The following is an 18,416-nucleotide window of genomic DNA, read 5'->3' as shown; positions in this document are numbered from 1 at the left end:
ATATGACTGAACAAAAAGCAAATGAAGACAAAGCGCAAGAAGGTAAAAAACAAGATGTGCTAACTCAACATATTTTGCGTGCAGCTGGCTTATCAAGTGATGATCTTATGTCATTTCAATATGTCTTTCGTGATGCAGCAAGTAATCTTTGTATGCGTTTAGGCAATTATACATCTTTAAAATTTACGACAGATGTACAATCACTTGATACACTCAAAAACGATCAGATTACTCAAGCAATTGGAACAGAAGCACTTCTGATTTATTTTAATTCCGATCGCTGGGGAGATGATGTTATTTTTGTTCTTGATGCAACACTCGTAGAGCTTGCAACAGAAGTTTTTTTCGGTGCCTCAGAACCCATGGTAACAAATCGTAATGGACGTCCTTTTAGCCCAACAGAATACAAAGTCGGTGAAACTTTTGGAAAATTATTGGCGTATGCAATAGATGGTGTTTTTGGTGTTGGCGATGGATCGCTTTTAATTTTCAAGCAAACATGTAAAGCACAAGAATTTAATGCGGAAACATTTAATCAATCACAAATGTTTTCATGCACTCTTGGAGTTAAATGTGGTGAAGTGGAGACACGCGTAAATATTTTAATGCCACGCAGCTGCCATCGCCCTATCCAAGAAGCTGTTACACAAGCACTTCGTTCTCCTGAAAAACGGACTGATCCTCTTTGGGCCAAACGTTTAAAACAAGAAGTCAGTCGATCACGTGTGCGTATTGAAGCTTTTATTCAACAGGGATCAATGACCTTAAATGAATTATCTACTCTCAAAGTAGGTCAGATTTTACCCCTTCCTGCCAATGCTGCAAAACAAATCAGATTACGCAGTGGCAATAAATCACTTTATAAATGTTCCCTTGGTAAAATTGGGACAAGTTTTTCTATCCGGGTTACAAATCCCATTGATGAAGAAGAGGAAATGATTGATGAGTTGGTTCATGTTTAATTTCGTAAGTGCACTCTTGGCTCTGGCCTCATTGAGTGTTTTGATTATCACAACACGCAAACTCGCTGCTACCATCCAAATGGGACGCGAGCTCGCAAAGCAAGTTCAAATTGGGACAGCCTGTCTTGACCAAGCCCTTTCAACTTTGCGTGAAGAACATCAAGAGTTTCGAGATGAAAACCGGAAAATGGATGCACGTATGATTGAGTCAACACGCATTCGGCGTGATATTGATCGTTCAATTTCCCATATGGAAAATGTTCGTGATCAATTGAAAAGCGATTTCAATCAACTCCGTGGTATCTTAACTGCGCAAGCTCATGGACCTTCAGTAGCATCTGGTACAACACATACTCTTCGTCGGCAATCAATTGTTCCTAAAGGCTTGCCTGTTTTTGTGCAACGTAAAGTTCATAAGGCACCTCTTAACAATAAAATACAACTTTAAAAAATAAAATTTTAATACCTTTTAAGGTAGAAAAAACACATGGTGATAGAATGACGAATGACATAAACAAATCCAGCACTCCTAAAGGAATCAATCCTACAACAGCACCCCACTCTACAACTCCAAAAGTTGGAGAAGGTATAGCACCAAAACCTGGAATGCCAGGAGGTTTAGGAAGTGGAGCACCACGACCAAGAACAACAGCTCCTAATCTTGGAGCAAAACCTGGAATGCTAGGAGGTTTGGGAACTGGAGCAGTAGGAAAAACAAATATTGGAGGTTTGGGTGCTCAAAATAATGGATCCAAAAGTGCAGATGACACATACAGTAACACAGAACTCATTATGAGTATTCCTGTTGAAGTTCAAGTGGTTCTTGGTTCAACAACTATGCCAGTCGCAACCTTAATGGATTTAGGACGGGGTGCAGTTATTACACTTGACAAACAAATTGGAGATCCTATTGATATCGTCGTGAATGGTCGTATTATCGCCCGTGGCGAGGTCATTGTTCTAGAGGATGATCCTTCTCGTTTTGGGGTTAGTCTTACCGAAATTATTGATAAATAACTGATTTCAAATATTATGAAAGACAAATATGACGCAGGTAAAGCAAACAAAAACTACAGAAGAGATCAATGCTATATCAGATAATATATCCTCTGATACAGAGAATTCTTCTACAATCATAGATACACTTTCTGGACAACAAAAGGTTGCTGCACTGCTTGTTGCTTTAGGAAAACCTGCCGCTGCGCGTCTTTTAAAACATTTTACACCAGATGATTTGCGCCGTCTTAGTGGACAAGCACATACCTTACCCAATATTTCTCTTGCTGATTTTGAAATTTTAGTTCGTCAGTTCGAAGATGCCTTTGCAGAAGGCGTCTCTTTTTCAGAGGCCGGTGCAAAATTCGATAATTTGGTACAAGAAACATTACCAGAAGATGAAGCTGCGTTAGTTTTTGATCCTTCAAAAGCACCAGCACTGCCTCAAGAAAGTATTTGGGATATCATCAAAAAATTAAACATCGATATTTTACAAAAGCATCTTGTACAAGAACATCCACAAGTAATCAGCTATATTATTTCTCGTCTTCCTTCTGAAATAGCAGCAAAAATTTTGATAGCGCAAACAATGTCTGTCCGTGGTGATCTTACACGCAGAAGATTACACTTGCGCACAGTTTCACCGGAAATAGAAACACTTCTTGATCAAGTGTTACGACCTATACTTCTAAAGAATAATGATGAAGGAGACGAAGCGCATCACAGCCAAATAGCTATCATTTTTAATGAGCTTGATAAAGAAGATATTGACGAAATGTTAGCAAGTCTCGACAATCTAAATCCAGAAGATATAGAAAAAATTAAAGCCAAACTCTTTGTTTTCGAAGATATTCCACGTTTGACAGAACGAGCGCGATTGCTCCTTTTTGATGGAATTGCAGCTGATACTATCATTACAGCTTTACGTGGCGCAGAAGATCTCATGAAAGAACTTATTTTAAATTCTCTTTCACAACGGACACGCCGCATGGTAGAAACAGAGCTTTCTACAGAAAATGAAGCCATTAAACAAGAAGCCGTTATTAATGCGCGCCGTAGTATTGCCCAAACAGCTATTAAACTATCAGAACAAGGAACAATCAATCTTTTAGGAGAAGAGGGAACGTCCTAAAGGGCGCACTGAATCAACATGTCAGATGAAAAACCCGATAAAGAAAGCCAAACAGAAGAACCTACTGAATATAAAATTCGGAAAGAAGAAGAAAAAGGAAACCTTCCTTTTTCTCGTGAATTGCCTATCTTTGCTTCACTTGTAAGCTTTAGTTTCATTTGCGTTTTTATTTCATTTCCAGCTATTTCAAAACTTACATTTTTTTTGGTCCAATGGCTTGAGCATCCAGAATCCTGGCGTATTAATACTGCAGAAGATGTCAAACATTTAATTTATTTGGTAGGCGGAAGTATAGGCTTAGCCTTAGCCCCTATCTTAATTCTTATTCCCCTGCTCAGTATTATTGCATCAGCGGTACAGAATGTACCAAGATTTGTCATAGAACGTATTCGCCCGCAATGGTCGCGTGTCTCTCCTGCCAATGGATTTAAACGAATTTATAGCAAAGCGGGATTGGTTGAATTTTTAAAATCACTCACCAAGCTCATTGGTGTTAGTTTAGTTGTTTACATGATATTTTTCAAAAGTAATACAATTTTTATCAATGCAATTTTAACAGATGCATCAGCTTTACCAGAATATATTCGTAAAGAATTGATTAGCCTATCGCTCTCTTTTACTGTAACTGTTGTCGCTCTTGTAGGTTTAGATATTGCATGGTCACGTTTTCACTGGCGACAACAATTACGCATGACTAAACAAGAAATTAAAGAAGAACATAAAAATCTTGAAGGGAATCCTATGGTCAAAGCACGAATGCGTTCCTTAGCACGAGACCGTACCCGCCGACGAATGATCGCTAATGTCCCTAAAGCAACCCTTATTGTAACAAACCCTACCCATTTTTCTGTTGCTTTGCGCTATAAGCCACCACTCGATTACGCACCAGTTGTGATTGCAAAAGGACAAGATATTCTAGCATTACACATTCGCGAAATTGCTATCGAGCATGACATTCCCATTTTTGAAAATGTTACTTTGGCACGAACACTGTACAAACAAGTTGAAATCGACCAAACAATCCCAACCGAATTATATGAAAGTGTCGCAGCTCTAATTCGTTTTATAAACAATCAAAAAAGTAATAAATAATAATTTATCAAATTTCTTTCTTAAAATTTAACAAAAAAGAAGCATAAGTTTTGCAAAAGACACAATTAATAAATAATATCTAAGCAATAATATATTAAAGTCAAAAGATGAAAAAAAATTATATAATTGAAATTCGTGAAATGGCTCTGGCAAAACAGGTTGCACAATTTATTCCAGAACTACGATTAATTGATGTGGGTGATTTTATTGCTTGCATTCACGCGGAGCGTTTCAATTATCTTTCTGATCTTATTGAGAGCGCAACGGAATTGCGTTTTTATCCTCATACAATGCGCTTTGCTCGAAATGCTAGTTATGAGCTCGATTGGAATACCACACCAAGTATACTACTCCACATGGAATTTTCTAATGAAGGGGTCAACGCTTTTTTCCGCATCTTCATGTCTGCTGAAGAATTTGGAGTTGAACTGGATAATTGTATTTTTGATAATCCTTCCGATGAAGAAACCAATACCAGCGCTTTTATGAATGCGCTCAATAATGCACGAATACAAAAACCACTTCCTCATTAAAACAAAGCTATGCTCACATAAAAATTATGTGTAAAAAATTCTCTCTTCTTTATTTACAAATGAATAAAAACTTAAAACCTCTGTATTTTAGAAATATAACTGAAACCTGAAAGCAAGCGATAAGGTAAGATTGTGAAATTTTGATTCTATTCTGTTTTCTCTGATCCAATCATGCATGTTTTTGGAAAAGAAAGCTTTAAATTATACTTTAATTGTCAATGAGAAAGATATACCTGTTATTCTTCTCTTAGATCTAATTAATGTAGAAGAATGCTAATGCAGAAAAATTCAAGTCTTTTACAAAAGAAAAAATCGAAAATTCTTTCTACAATATTTATGTGATCGGTCTTTTATATTTACTAAACCTTATTCAAATGATCATTTCAGATAGTAATAATCAATTTTTACATTATTTATTATAATACTTAATAATAACTCATTCATAAAAAATCAGTAAATTAAATATACTCGCTATAATTTCAAACTTCATTAAAGATTCTGAAGTGATACCAAGCTTTTTTCATGAGTCTTATGAATTTTAGTATTAAAATATAAAATTTTATACTTGTGAAGAGCATCAAAAGTGATATGAAAACTGATAAAAATTAAAAAAATCATAAAAAAACTAACTAATATAAGAGATTTCTTAAGAAAAATTATTCCCAAAATATAATCCTTTGGGAATTTACTTTTTTATATTCTATCATCTTTAAAAAAGCTAATAAAAATCTTTACTGTGTATTTTTCATGCCACGTATTTTATCAACTGAAAGATAATTAAACTGTTTAACAAGCAAATCTTTCAGGACGACTTTTGAAAAACGCTGATTGACATCATCAATAATCCGTTTTTTGATCATTTGAAATTTTACTTTTTCGATTGCACGTACATCAGAATAACTCCCCCAAAAATACTGAAAAATGGTATCATTAATCAAGACTCCTATTGGAATAGATATTTCTTTTTCAACTGTTTTGTCTACCACATAGGTGAGTTGCACAATGACATACCCTTGAACATCACCATCAACCAAAACTGGAACACTCATGATTTCTGTATTATTAGAACCAATTTCTACAGCAATGGGAGAAGTCTCTTCCAAACTATTAGGGTCAACTGCACTCATTCTAATGCCAAGAACTAAAGCACCTAACGCTACCAAACAAACCCACAGACCCATTGCAATCATTCTAATCATTTAAAATGCCCAGCATTAACCAAAACTGGATCATAAGTTCCATCTGTTTCTTCAGCGCGAGCGGCAACTTGCATAATTCGAGATAAATCCCTTACTGCTTCTAAATGAATACGAAGGAGTTCACTATTACGGTTCAATTTGTCTTGTAGAGACGTTAACAAGGTTTGTACCTCAGTTTCAATATCCTGATCCATATAACGTTTTATATCGTTCATTGATTTATTAAGATCACGTAAACCACGTGTTTTACGTAAATTAATTTCTTCATAATCTGGAACACCATGATTTTCCAGCATATTGCTTTCATAGTCAACAACTTCTGATAGCCCCTTAATGGCAGTAGTAAGTTTAGTCATTGCCCAATCACGACCAATAAGATCATTATTGAGAATTTTTGTTTTCAATGTAATATTTTCGTCATTATATTGTGTTACAGACATTTTTATTCCCCTCTGACAGTATTATATTATCCAATTCTCATCCTCTTAAATAAGATGATCGATTTATTTTTATTTGACGCTAACGCGTCAAATCTAGTTCATTTTTGTAAATAACTGCATCGGCCAGTAAACGATGATCTTTGGTATCCAATGCCTGATTTGTTTCTAATTCAGACATTGATGAGTCCGTTTCTTTCCTCATTTGATCAGAAACCAACATCTGTGCAATGCCAATTCCACCAGATATTGCAAATTCTTTGGCTAATTGTTCAGCCATCATTGACTTCCAAATTTGTCCTGCTTGTCCCTTCCCAAAAATCGATTGTATATCGGTTCCAAACATACTCTCAACAAAAGTTTGCAACACAAAAGCTTCAAAATCTCTAAAAACTGCGGCCTCTTTATTTTCTATAGACTGTGGTTTTAAGTGGGTCTGTTGCACAATTCTATCAGAAGTTAAACTGTCTCTTACCGCTGAAGCCGAGTCGATATTTGCTAAGTTAGCAAAACTATTTCCTTCGCCTTCAATCGCCTGAGTACGTTGAACTTTTTGTAAAGAATACAATTTATTAATAGAAGCTCGATATTCAAATGGATCTGCCGCACGGGCAACATCAAGCACAATATCAGAAGGAGGCTGAATAGCCATAGATTTCCCCTTTTTATAGCTCTTGCTTTTCTTTGCAGTCAAATTCTGTCCTATAAGATTTCTCTCTTTTTTCAAAGAAAGGAAGAAATCCTTATAATTAAGTCAATGATATAAAGACCCAAACTTACGTCAAGCTGATATCCCACGCGTTTTATTCGCAATATATTCTTCTATCATATCACTAAATTGTTTTCTTTTTCTATTGATTGCACTTTTTTACACTTATCCCCTAATTTTTTTGAACGACTAGAAGCTTCACGCACAACTTGTTTTTGCTTCATAATTTGTCTTTGGAGTTTCTCTTCAGATTTAGCAGTATGATGTAAACGCTTTACTAAAAAAGAAGCATTCCAAAAACTGAAAGCCGAATCTTTTTCCATCAATGAAAAGAGCATACGCGTCTCTTCCTGACAAGAAAAAAGCTGGCCCTTCATATATTCCAATTCAGCTTTATGATATCCTTCCATAAGACTTTGCACTTTTAGAAGTCTTCTATAACGTTTGCTTTTTTGTATCATTAAGGCCCTTTCTTAAGCCAATCATGCAATTCAGAATTAAACAAGTGTAAAAGTTCTGGCATCAAAATATAAAGTAAAAATAAACCTCCGCACATAACAAAAGGTAATGAAATAAAATAAACTGGAATAGTAGGCGTTAATTTATTTAGTAATCCGATTGTAATATTAATCAAAATTGCATAAATAATAAAAGGTGCTGCTATTGATAATGTAGTTAAAAATGTGTGTGATAAAGCCTCACGATAATCTGTTAAAGCAGCTTCTGGATTTGGAATAAAAGCCAGAGGCACAATATCATAAGATGCCAAAAGACCTTGGATAGTTACGATATGTAAATCGCTTGTAAAAAAAAGCATGGTAGCCGTAAAAACGAGTATATTCGCGACATGAGATTCTGGTGTTGAATCAACGATACTATGACCAGGTTGACCGGAGAATCCTAGCGACATCCCAATAATTGAGGACATAAATTGCAAAGCCCATAAATAAGCATGAGCAATTACTCCAAAAGTAGCACCAATTAACATCTCAGCAAACAAAGCACTTATAAGCAGTACAAGATCGGGTTTATCACCGAGAGTTTTAAAGGAATCCGAGATCATAGGAAGAATAGCAAGTGAAAAAGAAATGCTAATAAATAAACGTAAGCCCATGGGAATGCGTACACTGGACATTCCTGGCATCAACATTAAACAAGCTCCTACCCGTGAAAAAATTAATACAGCAATGGTCACCAATTGCTCAATTGAAAAAGACGTTAGGGGAAGAAAAGACGTTAATGACATAAACCTCTTACCCTTTAGAGATGGTTCCTAATGTCTTAACTTCAACCCCACGAGCAATCTCTGCATGCGACAACACAGGCAAAGTTGGAAAAAGACGTTCTATAATCATACGAACATACGGTCGTGCTTCAGGAGATGTAATCAGCACAAAACGCGTTGCTTTTTCCATATATTGTCGAATAAGTTTTGTCGCATCCGTACCAAATTTTTCAAGTTCAACTGGATTAATATCAAATTCAATGATGTCGCCTTTTGTATCACGCTTTAACGCCTTATGAAAAACGAGATCCCAATAGTTTCCCATCCGCAACACATTCAAAATGCCATTTTCAGATAAATCACCACAAATTTGTTGTGACATACGCAACCGCACGTGCTCAGCAATCAGTTCACAACGCCGTACATGGGGCGCTATTTCAGCAACCGCCTCAAGAATCAGATTAAGATTACGGATAGAAACACGTTCTGATAATAAAAGTTTTAAAATTGATTGTAAGCCCGAATAGGAGAGATGTGCAGGACAAATCTCTTCCAATAATTTACGATATTCGTTCCCTAAGCGTTCAAGAAGAATGCGCATATCTTTATAAGAAAATAATTGTGCTAAATTATTACGTAAAACCTCACTTAAGTGGGTTAACAGCACAGAAAGATTATCGACTGCCATATAGCCTTCACGCATTAGTTCAGAACGAAATGTTTCTGAAGTTGAAAAAGCACGCATTCCAAAAGCCGGTTCAGACACATATTCACCTGGAATATTCGGAATAGGTTTATTGCCTGGCATAATAAGAACATCGCCAATACGCATTTCGTAAGAAGCGATAACAGTACCATACAATTTAATCCAATAGCTTTTTCCCGGAACGGTATAATCATCGGATATTTGAATTTCAGGAATAACAAAACCGTATTCCTGTGCAAATTTACGGCGCATTTTTGCAACACGATTAGCTAACTCAACTTTTTGCGGTAGCAAATGTTGAGATAATTGCTTACCCATAGCAATTTCAATCTGCACTATTTCAAGAGATGCTTTTACTGATTGGCTTTCTTCCCGTTGAGCTATTTGGTTCTCTTTTTCATGCAAAGCTTCTTTTGCAAGTGCTTCTCTTTTTAAACGACGTGGAATAGAATAACCAATCAAAGCCATCAGAGCAGATAAAAGCAAAAAAGGAAAAGAAGGTAAACCTGGCATCAATCCCAACATCAATAACAGTAATGATGATACAAAAAGAGCTTTAGGATACCCTCCAAGCTGCCCTAAAACAGCTTTTTCAGCAGAACCGCGGGTCCCACCTTTTGAAACTAAAAGACCGGCCGCCAAAGAAACGATCAATGCTGGTATTTGTGTAACAAGACCATCCCCCACAGATAGCTTAGTAAAAACATCCGCTGCACCAGACAATGACATCCCATGCCGCGTTACACCAATAACAATACCACCAAAAATATTAACAGCCGTAATAATAAGACCGGCAATAGCATCACCACGCACAAACTTCGATGCCCCATCCATTGCCCCGAAAAATGAGCTTTCTTCCTCAAGTTCCTGACGGCGATGCTGTGCCTCTTTTTCATCAATAAGACCCGATGAAAGATCAGCATCAATAGCCATTTGCTTTCCTGGAATAGCATCCAGTGTAAAACGTGCTCCTACTTCAGCAATACGCGTTGCACCCTTGGTGATCACCAAAAAGTTGACGATAATTAAAATAGCAAAAACAACAAGACCAATAACAAAATCCCCACCCATAACAAATTGCGAAAAACCTTGAATCACGTTCCCTGCAGCTTTATAACCTTCATTACCATGGGTCAAAATCACGCGAGTGGTTGCAATATTAAGTGATAAACGCAATAAGGTTGCAATCAACAAAACTGTTGGAAAGGCTGAAAAATCAAGAGGCCGTTGGATCCATAACGAAACCATCAAAATCAAAACAGAAAATGCAATAGAAAAAGAAAGCCCTAAATCTAAAACAAAAGCAGGAACTGGTAAAAAGAGAACAGTAAGAATAATGATAATTCCTGCTGCAAATGCAACATCTCGGCCAGAAAACTTATCCTGATTAGCTATATTGATAATTGGGCTATGCTGCTGCACACTTGTCTCCTTATACAATCACACTGAATACCTTCATCAAAAGCGCTTTTAGCCCATTTTCAAAGCACATCCAGTTCATTTTCTTCGGCTTATCTTTGCTCTTAGCTCATTACTTCATTGTGAAAATAAATAACAAAGCTTGTGTGAAAATGGTGTTTTACTACACAACTCTTCTAAATCAAAATGAAGATATAAACGCAAAAGCTTCTTCATCTTTCTACTAAATAAAATACAAAATATATCAAATTATAAATAGATAAAGGATTATTTTAAGCTTGCCGAGTAGCTTATATCAGCATATATTACATCCTGTAACATTATGTGAATCTTAAATTAATTTGAAGAGGAGAGTTTGGTGATTGATATTATCAAAACTACTATGCTTTATTCAACGCTGATTGTTGGTATTAATGCTGCTATTGTAATCGCCCTAGTTTTGGGAGCGCAATAAATAGCTGTAGACTTTTTGATATTTTTCTTGTTTTTGTATTCAGTTTTAAATGACCCCAATAAGAATGTGTAATAATATTGGAAAAGCTGATAGCAAAGTAAGGATTATTTTTTGTCTAATGTGCAGATAAAGATTGAAATTAAGATACGAACAAAAATCATCTTTAAAATGGCGATCTGCAATTAAGCTCATTAAAAAGTTTTTATTAACTCAATTTTGTTTTCTTTTTATACTTATGAAATTAAAGGCTATATTATAGCTCTTCACCTCCAATCATAGAAAAAAGAAATACTAAAACTATCAATTATTTTCAAAATCGTCTTTTTTCCTCTTCAAACTTGTCACTGCTAAAATAGACTTGATGCATTGTGCTTATTAAGCACATCCTTAATTTTTTTATCAATTAGAAAGAAATAAGTATTAAATATTAGGAAACATACCTTCAGACAGCAAAGAAATAAGCAATGATTAACTCAGATCTTAAAATATTTATTTCGCCCACTTATAAACGAAAACTTCATATTGTCCAAGATATTTTAGAATATAATCTCGTGCTTATAGTGAGTTTAAGCGCTATTTTTTCTGCTCTTTTTTCCTTCTCAAATCATTTCTAAGGTGTATTTTTAAAAGTTAATATTCTATCCAATAATGAAAGTGGCTGTTTTGTCTTTAAAACTATTTGTGCTTCTCTTGCGTCGTGTTGCATTTGGGTTATTAAAGATTCTAACCTATCAAATTTTTTTTGTTCTCGTAAAAACTGCAAAAAAGAAACTGTACAATTTTCACCATAAAGATCATCATTAAAATTAAATAAATAAGTTTCTAGCACTGATGCTCCATTAACAACAACGGTTGGTCGACGTCCAAAACTGGCAATACCATCATGTAAAGCACCGTTAGCACGACGAAATCGTACTGCATAAACACCATCTGCCAAACTCGTCTGAGGAGGCAAAAACTGATTGGCTGTAGGAAAACCCAAACGCCGCCCTAACTTTTCACCTTGTACAACGTTCGAACTCACTCGATAGTGATAACCTAGCAAATGAGCTACTTGTGACACTAGCCCTTTCAATAAGAGTTTCCTAATAAAGCTTGAAGAAATCGTTTGTTCTTGTCCAATACATAGACAAGGAATTTGCACTACTTCAAAACCATATTCTTTACCTCTTTGACGAAGAAAGCTCAAATTTCCACTTTTTTGACAGCCAAAACGAAAATTGTCCCCCGTCACCACAACAGAAACATCAAAAGCTTGTTTTAAAACGACAGTGATGAATTCATCAGCCGAAAGAGCAGAAAATTGTGCATCAAAAGGTTGTTCTATTACTCCATGAAAACCAAGAGTTTTAAAAATTTCAGCTTTTTCAGCAGCTTGTGTTAAACGATCAACAGAAGCTGAACCTTGAAAAAAACTTTTTGGATGTGGTTCAAACGTTAAAACAAGAGCTGGCCTCTTTTTTTGATGTGACAAATCAAGAGCTTTTTGTAAAACCGCTTGATGACCAAGATGAACACCATCAAAATTACCAATCGCGAGTACCGAGCCACGCCAAGCTAAAGGAAGAAGATTATATTCCTGAAGACGCAAAAAATCAAACATTACTGAAGCATCCACATCACTGCATATGGCTGATAACCATAAAGGTCAAAAAAAGTATGCAAAGCTTCTTTATCCACTACACCATTGTGCCCATAATCTTTATGATGAATTCCCCCCATAATATAAAGGGAATCAAGACCAAAATGAATCGCCCCTTTAACATCGGTCAAAAGACCATCACCAATAGCCAGAACCCGATTTTTGTTTACTAACCCGCAGATTTTCTGTAGTTTTTTAAAGGCACACTCATAAATTGGAGCATGAGGCTTTCCAGCAATACGCACTTCTCCTCCTAATTTTTGGTACAAGTGCGCCAAAGAACCAGCACACCAAATTTCTTGACTTCCAAAATGAACGATAATATCAGGGTTGGCACAAATGAAAGGTAAATTCCTCTCCCGCAAACGATGAAACATCTCTTCATAAGCATTTGGTGTCGCCTCTAAGTCTTCAAGAAAACCACTACAAACAATTGCAGAAGCTTCCCATTCTTTAACCAATTCACAGGATAACCCCTCTAATAAAACCAAATCACGTTTTGGACCAATGAAAAAAACTTTACGGGGCGCAGAACAAATAAGGTCACGTGTCACATCACCTGAAGTTACAATTGCATCATAACACTCTGTATCCACCTGCATCCTTTGTAATTGAATGGCGACCTCTTCTTGTGGTCGAGGAGAATTCGTCAATAGAATAATACTTTTTCCCATTTGTCGAATTTTTTTCAATGCTTGCACTGCTGTTTCAAAGATCTGTACACCATTATGTACAACACCCCAAACATCACAAAAAACAGCATCATATTGTCCTATCAGAGGATCGATATGCGTGAGTTCTTTCATAATACACCTGCTGATGTGTTCGCTATTTCTTAAGCTATTCTAACTCTTATATTTACATATCATATCAATATATTCCAATTCTTTTATTTTTAATACATTGATCTACTGACTCATAGGACCAAAAGAGGATTTTCAAACTTCCCCCATGCATCGCGTTCATCAATTGTTTCTATTCATTTTTTGAATTCTTTTATGTCTTTTATGCAACACAACAAGATAATTAGAAATTATTAAAATATAAAAAATCAGTAGTTAATATGGATACAACAAGTAAATTAAATAAATTACAGAGTATTAAATTATTTCTATGAGACAAATTCATAACATAATACGAAATAATATTGATTTAATATATATATAACAATATTTTTTAGATAAATTATGATATTTAATTCTGTTGTTTTTAATAAAGATAATAATTTACTTCTCTCAAATCATATATAAAAATCGATGGAATTATACCCTATATGGATGATAAAAAGAATTGCTAGGGTTGTTTCTATCAAAAAGTAAGTTTTTAGTAACAAAACACACACATTATAAGAAAATTTAATAGTCGCTTTAAACAGCAGTTCCCTAAGTCTTGCAAAGAAAATTATGAACCTTTTAAAATAAGCTTTGTAGAAGGAAATGGGAGAAATGTGATCTCATACAGAATTTCATTTCATTTTCCCAATCTCTTCTCTCTTTAAAATTAATCGGTCATAAAAGAAATTTTCTTTATGAAAGAACATTAGATTAATAGAAAATAGAGCATTTACATAACTCTTTCATTGTAAAATGATACTGCTCTTTATTAAAAAAATAATTAATCCCTTTATACACGTGAAAGAAAAACAGCATCAATAAATACAGGTGCGTTCTTATTGACAAAAAAACAAATATCATCATAGAATGCTCCTTTAATATCAAATACGTATTATAATTTATTATCGAGAATAGCTTTTATATTCTCCTTCATTTACACCTAATATATCCTTATGACCCTAATTAAAAAATTTGCAACAGTCGCTTCCGGAACTCTCATGAGCCGTCTTTTCGGCTTTATCCGTGAAATGCTCATGGCAGCGGCCCTTGGAACAGGTCCTGTATCCGATGCGTTTAACGCTGCTTTTCGTTTTCCCAACACTTTCCGTCGTTTTTTTGCTGAAGGAGCTTTTCAAGCAGCTTTTGTTCCTCTTTTTTCTAAAAAAATCACAAACAATGGAACAGAAAATGCATGCAAATTCGCAGAAGAAGTCTTCAGTGTTTTGTTTTCACTACTCTTACTTTTAACAATTGCTATAGAATTGAGTATGCCTTTTTTGGTCCGTACGCTGATTGCACCAGGTTTTACGGAAGATGCTACAAAATTTGACGCAACAATTCGTTTTACCGCTATTATGTTCCCCTATTTAGCCTGCATGTCCTTAGTAGCGATGATGGGGGAATGCTTAATGCACTCCAACACTATTTCGTTGCAGCCATTGCCCCTGTTTTTTTAAATATTATCTTGATATGTGTACTCGCCTACGCTTGGATTTATCAACTTGATGCTTGGCATATTGGATTAAATCTTTCCTGGGGTGTAACAGCAGCAGGCCTCCTCCAATTGACTCTACTAGCAATAGCTTTACGTAAAAGCGGAATGAAAATTTCCCTCTGCTTACCCCATTTTAGTCCCAATGTACGCCAATTATTAATTTTAGCCTTCCCCGCTGCCATAACAGGGGGGATTACACAAATAAATCTATTGATTAATACCAACATTGCTTCTAGCCAATCAGGTGCTGTCTCCTCTCTTGTTTACGCTGATCGTCTCTACCAATTACCACTTGGAGTAGTTGGAATTGCAGTTGCAACAGTTCTTCTCCCCGAACTAACAAAAGCCCTACGCAACAAAAAACATATAGACTCCAATGAATTGCAAAATCGCGCAATTGAGCTCTCTTTATTTTTAACCCTTCCCGCATCGGTTTCTTTTCTACTGATCTCTAATCCCATTATCAGTCTCCTCTTTGAACGAGGTCAATTTACCAGTGGATCAACAAGCAGTGTTGCTCAGTTGGTGCAGCTTTATGGAATCGGTCTCCCAGCTTTTGTGCTCATAAAGGTTTTTATTCCTAATTTTTTTGCCCGTGAAGATACAAAAACACCTATGATTTTCGCAGGTATTTGCGTTTTTATCAATATCAGCTTAGCCTTAATATTATTCTCACTCTTATCGGCACAAGGTATTGTTATCGCAGAAATCACAGCCGGCTGGGTTAATATTCTATTGCTTTGTAGCGTTCTTTTTAAACGAGGCTATTGGAAATATGATGCACAACTTATAAAGCGGATAATATCTCTTATGGTCGCTTCTATATTCATGGCTCTAACCTTGTATTATTCCCTTAACTTTTTCTCTGTGGCTTTATCATCACAAACCTCATTTTTCCTGCGTGCAAGCACCTTAGCAGGATTACTTTTTGTCGCAACATCTGTTTATTTTATTATTTGTCTTTTACTTGGAACCAATTATTTATCACTCTTACGTAAAAATTTGAAACAGCGCCTCTAATATTTCTCTTGTTTTCAGAAATATCCTTCGCCAAAACATATTAAGCACATGATATGATAAGAAAGGCCTTTTCTATGGACACCCTCACACCTCTTGTTTTTTCCGGTGTACAACCGAGTGGTCACCTGCACCTTGGCAATTATCTTGGAGCCATCAAACAGTGGGTCGATCTGCAAAAATCCTATAAGTGTCTCTATTGTGTTGTCGATATGCATGCTCTGACTACTAATCCAGATTCACTCAGTTTAGCAGAATCTACCCGTACGGTAACAGCAGCTTTTTTAGCAGCCGGTATTGACCCTCAAAAACAGATTATTTTTAATCAATCACGTGTTTTTCAACATACGGAATTAGCGTGGATCTTTAATTGCATTGCTCGCATTGGCTGGCTTCAACGGATGACTCAATTTAAAGATAAAGCAGGAAAAAACCGTGAACAAACATCACTTGGACTTTTTGCCTATCCAAGCTTGATGGCTGCTGATATTTTAGTCTATCGTGCGACACATGTTCCTGTAGGAGAAGATCAAACACAACATATTGAATTAACACGTGATATCGCACAAAAATTCAACAAAATTTATGCTGATCGTATTGCAAATTTAAATTTTGGTGTCTCGATGCAAAATGGTGAACAAGTTTTTTTTCCGATGCCAGAAGCACTTATCAGAAATACAGCTATGCGCATTATGTCTTTACGTGATGGCACAAAAAAAATGTCAAAATCAGATCCTTCTGATTTTTCGCGGATTAATTTGATCGATGATGCCGATCTTATTGTACAAAAAATACGCAAAGCAAAAACAGACTCTATTCCTCTTCCTGATACGTTAACCAATTTACAAAAACGTCCAGAGGTTAATAATTTATTGGGTATTTATGCTGCTTTTGCGGAAATCAGCAAAGAAAAAGCACTATTAGAGTTTTCAGGTAAACAATTTTCAATTTTTAAATCAGCTTTAGCTGATCTCATCGTTCATAAACTCACACCAATAACACAAGAGTTACGTCGTCTTTGTCAAGAAAAAACCTATATTGATTCTGTTCTATTTGATGGTGCACAACGTTCAAGTCTTTTAGCAGAAAAAAATATGAAAAAAATTCGTGAAATTGTCGGTTTTGTACACAATATATAAAATCGAAATGGTCAAACTTTAACCGTAAATATTAGAAATAAGATGACATGCTCTCTAAGCGAAAAAGTCAAGAAATAGATCACAAACGAAAAATTCTGGTTATCATTGATGAAACACCAGAATGTCGGCGTGCTGTTATTTTTGCTGCGCAACATGCTAAAAACACGAATGGTACCTTAATTTTGCTCTCTGTTATTGACAGCTCAGGATTTCAGCATTTTTTGGGTGTTGATAAAATTATGCGGACGGAATCAACAGCACATGCCTGTGTAATACTGGAAAAAATCGCTGATGACGTGCGTACTAATCAAGCTCTTGAAGCAGAAACAATTATGCGTGAAGGGAAAAAAATTGATGAAATTTTCAAACTGATTAATGAAGATCAGGATATCGCCCTCATTGTTTTAGCTGCAAGTTGTCATACAGAACGACCAGGACCGCTTATTCAATCCATCGCTCATCGGGGAAGTACTTTTCCTATCCCCGTTACCATTATCCCAAGTGACCTCCCTGAGGAAGAAATTGAAGTAGTTGCCTAAAACAATACTTTTTATGAATTTTTTCTAAAGTCTTAATAATGAAAGAATGATGTATGTTTATTCAAACTGAAAGCACACCAAACCCTACAACTCTCAAATTTTTACCAGGCTGTATTGTTCTTCCTCAAGGTGTCTTAGAGTTTCATAATCGCGAAGAAGCTGTTAAAAGTTCTCCCCTTGCTGCCAAATTATTTAATATTCCAAATGTAAAGAGTGTTTTTTTGGGGCGTGATTTTATTACTATAACAAAAAATGAAGGAGAGTGGCAGCATCTTAAACCAGCTATTTTAGGCACAATTATGGAACATTTTCTTTCCAATGATCCTGTTGTTACTACAAATGCGATCACACAAATGGAAGTCAATATGTCTGATAAAGAATTTTTTGATGAAAAAGATGCTGATATTGTCTTTGTCATCAAAGAGTTGCTTGAAACACGGGTACGACCAGCTGTAGCGAAGGATGGAGGTGATATTACCTTCTGCGGTTTTGAAAACGGGATTGTTTATCTCGACATGCGGGGTGCTTGTGCTGGATGTCCCTCTTCAACAGCAACACTTAAACATGGTATTGAAAATCTTTTACGGCATTTTATTCCAGAAGTGTTAGGTGTTGAAGCTATGCCACAAAAAGCCGCACTGTGAAAGGACATTTGATAAAAAAATACCCACTACGAATTGTGTAATTGGATAGAAAATGTCTTTAAAAATCAATATATTTTATTTTTCTCACATTTCAGAACAAGCATTTTTATGATATAATTTAATAAACTTTGTCTAAAAAACTTTGTCTTTTATTAATGAAGACTGTAAAAAATAAATAGTATGCAAGTATTTTATAAATAAAAAAATTCTAAGCTTAAAGACATTTCTTTCATACCTTATGAG

At 35.6% G+C, this 18,416-nt stretch carries 17 protein-coding genes and 1 pseudogene; 10 read left to right on the top strand and 8 right to left on the bottom strand.

Annotated elements, in window-relative coordinates; translation table 11 throughout:
• Positions 1–2 precede the first annotated feature (2 nt).
• From BJB63x_RS01490 to BJB63x_RS01465, 6 genes are all read left to right on the top strand, one after another.
• Positions 3–962 (top strand): FliM/FliN family flagellar motor switch protein, encoded by a 960-nt coding sequence (locus tag BJB63x_RS01490; RefSeq protein WP_078718706.1) that lies wholly within the window; start codon positions 3–5, stop codon positions 960–962.
• The gene (locus BJB63x_RS01485; RefSeq protein WP_236823864.1) at positions 943–1,410 is read left to right on the top strand and encodes a BAB2_0123 family type IV secretion system effector; all 468 of its coding nucleotides are present in this window, start codon (positions 943–945) and stop codon (positions 1,408–1,410) included. The genes BJB63x_RS01490 and BJB63x_RS01485 overlap by 20 nt, the downstream gene beginning before the upstream one ends.
• A 158-nt stretch (positions 1,411–1,568) precedes the next feature.
• A complete protein-coding gene (gene fliN, locus BJB63x_RS01480) occupies positions 1,569–1,979 on the top strand; it encodes a flagellar motor switch protein FliN (protein WP_335617795.1) in 411 nt (136 codons plus the stop codon).
• Between the two features lie 28 nt (positions 1,980–2,007).
• The gene (locus BJB63x_RS01475) at positions 2,008–3,090 is read left to right on the top strand and encodes a flagellar motor switch protein FliG (RefSeq protein ID WP_078718704.1); all 1,083 of its coding nucleotides are present in this window, start codon (positions 2,008–2,010) and stop codon (positions 3,088–3,090) included.
• Between the two features lie 18 nt (positions 3,091–3,108).
• Positions 3,109–4,182, top strand: coding sequence for a flagellar biosynthesis protein FlhB (gene flhB, locus BJB63x_RS01470; RefSeq protein ID WP_078719618.1), 1,074 nt, complete (start codon positions 3,109–3,111; stop codon positions 4,180–4,182).
• Positions 4,183–4,289: 107 nt separating this feature from the next.
• Complete coding sequence (locus BJB63x_RS01465; protein ID WP_078719617.1) at positions 4,290–4,715, top strand: hypothetical protein; 426 nt, start codon at positions 4,290–4,292, stop codon at positions 4,713–4,715.
• A gap of 731 nt (positions 4,716–5,446) precedes the next feature.
• Here the strand turns inward: BJB63x_RS01465 and BJB63x_RS01460 are convergent.
• From BJB63x_RS01460 to BJB63x_RS01425, 8 genes are all read right to left on the bottom strand, one after another.
• Complete coding sequence (locus BJB63x_RS01460; RefSeq protein WP_078718702.1) at positions 5,447–5,914, bottom strand: hypothetical protein; 468 nt, start codon at positions 5,912–5,914, stop codon at positions 5,447–5,449.
• The gene (locus tag BJB63x_RS01455; protein ID WP_078718701.1) at positions 5,911–6,354 is read right to left on the bottom strand and encodes a flagellar protein FlgN; all 444 of its coding nucleotides are present in this window, start codon (positions 6,352–6,354) and stop codon (positions 5,911–5,913) included. The genes BJB63x_RS01460 and BJB63x_RS01455 overlap by 4 nt, the downstream gene beginning before the upstream one ends.
• Before the next feature lie 79 nt (positions 6,355–6,433).
• A complete protein-coding gene (locus tag BJB63x_RS01450; RefSeq protein WP_078718700.1) occupies positions 6,434–7,003 on the bottom strand; it encodes a rod-binding protein in 570 nt (189 codons plus the stop codon).
• A 173-nt stretch (positions 7,004–7,176) separates the two neighbouring features.
• Positions 7,177–7,521, bottom strand: a complete 345-nt coding sequence (locus tag BJB63x_RS01445; protein WP_236823863.1) for a hypothetical protein — start codon at positions 7,519–7,521, stop codon at positions 7,177–7,179.
• Positions 7,521–8,306 (bottom strand): flagellar biosynthetic protein FliR, encoded by a 786-nt coding sequence (locus BJB63x_RS01440; protein ID WP_078718699.1) that lies wholly within the window; start codon positions 8,304–8,306, stop codon positions 7,521–7,523. Before BJB63x_RS01440 ends, BJB63x_RS01445 begins: the two co-directional genes overlap by 1 nt.
• Before the next feature lie 7 nt (positions 8,307–8,313).
• On the bottom strand, positions 8,314–10,395 hold the full coding sequence (gene flhA / locus BJB63x_RS01435) for a flagellar biosynthesis protein FlhA (RefSeq protein ID WP_236823874.1): 2,082 nt from the start codon (positions 10,393–10,395) through the stop codon (positions 8,314–8,316).
• A gap of 1,079 nt (positions 10,396–11,474) precedes the next feature.
• On the bottom strand, positions 11,475–12,467 hold the full coding sequence (locus BJB63x_RS01430; RefSeq protein WP_078718697.1) for a bifunctional riboflavin kinase/FAD synthetase: 993 nt from the start codon (positions 12,465–12,467) through the stop codon (positions 11,475–11,477).
• Positions 12,467–13,312 (bottom strand): TIGR01459 family HAD-type hydrolase, encoded by an 846-nt coding sequence (locus tag BJB63x_RS01425; RefSeq protein ID WP_078718696.1) that lies wholly within the window; start codon positions 13,310–13,312, stop codon positions 12,467–12,469. The genes BJB63x_RS01430 and BJB63x_RS01425 overlap by 1 nt, the downstream gene beginning before the upstream one ends.
• Positions 13,313–14,292: 980 nt before the next feature.
• Between BJB63x_RS01425 and murJ the strand changes: the two are divergent.
• From murJ to BJB63x_RS01405, 4 genes and pseudogenes are all read left to right on the top strand, one after another.
• Positions 14,293–15,854 (top strand): annotated as a pseudogene (murJ, locus tag BJB63x_RS01420) (murein biosynthesis integral membrane protein MurJ).
• Between the two features lie 74 nt (positions 15,855–15,928).
• A complete protein-coding gene (gene trpS, locus BJB63x_RS01415; RefSeq protein ID WP_078718694.1) occupies positions 15,929–16,990 on the top strand; it encodes a tryptophan--tRNA ligase in 1,062 nt (353 codons plus the stop codon).
• A gap of 47 nt (positions 16,991–17,037) precedes the next feature.
• Entirely contained in the window at positions 17,038–17,529 is a 492-nt protein-coding gene (locus tag BJB63x_RS01410; protein WP_078718693.1) for a universal stress protein, read from the top strand.
• A 53-nt stretch (positions 17,530–17,582) separates the two neighbouring features.
• A complete protein-coding gene (locus BJB63x_RS01405) occupies positions 17,583–18,173 on the top strand; it encodes a NifU family protein (protein WP_078718692.1) in 591 nt (196 codons plus the stop codon).
• The last annotated feature ends 243 nt before the right edge of the window (positions 18,174–18,416 follow it).

The organism is Bartonella sp. JB63, from assembly GCF_002022665.1.
In the GTDB taxonomy this organism is placed as follows: Bacteria; Pseudomonadota; Alphaproteobacteria; order Rhizobiales; family Rhizobiaceae; genus Bartonella.
Note: the sequence above shows the minus strand (reverse complement) of the source record. Positions and strands in the feature narration are given on the sequence as shown.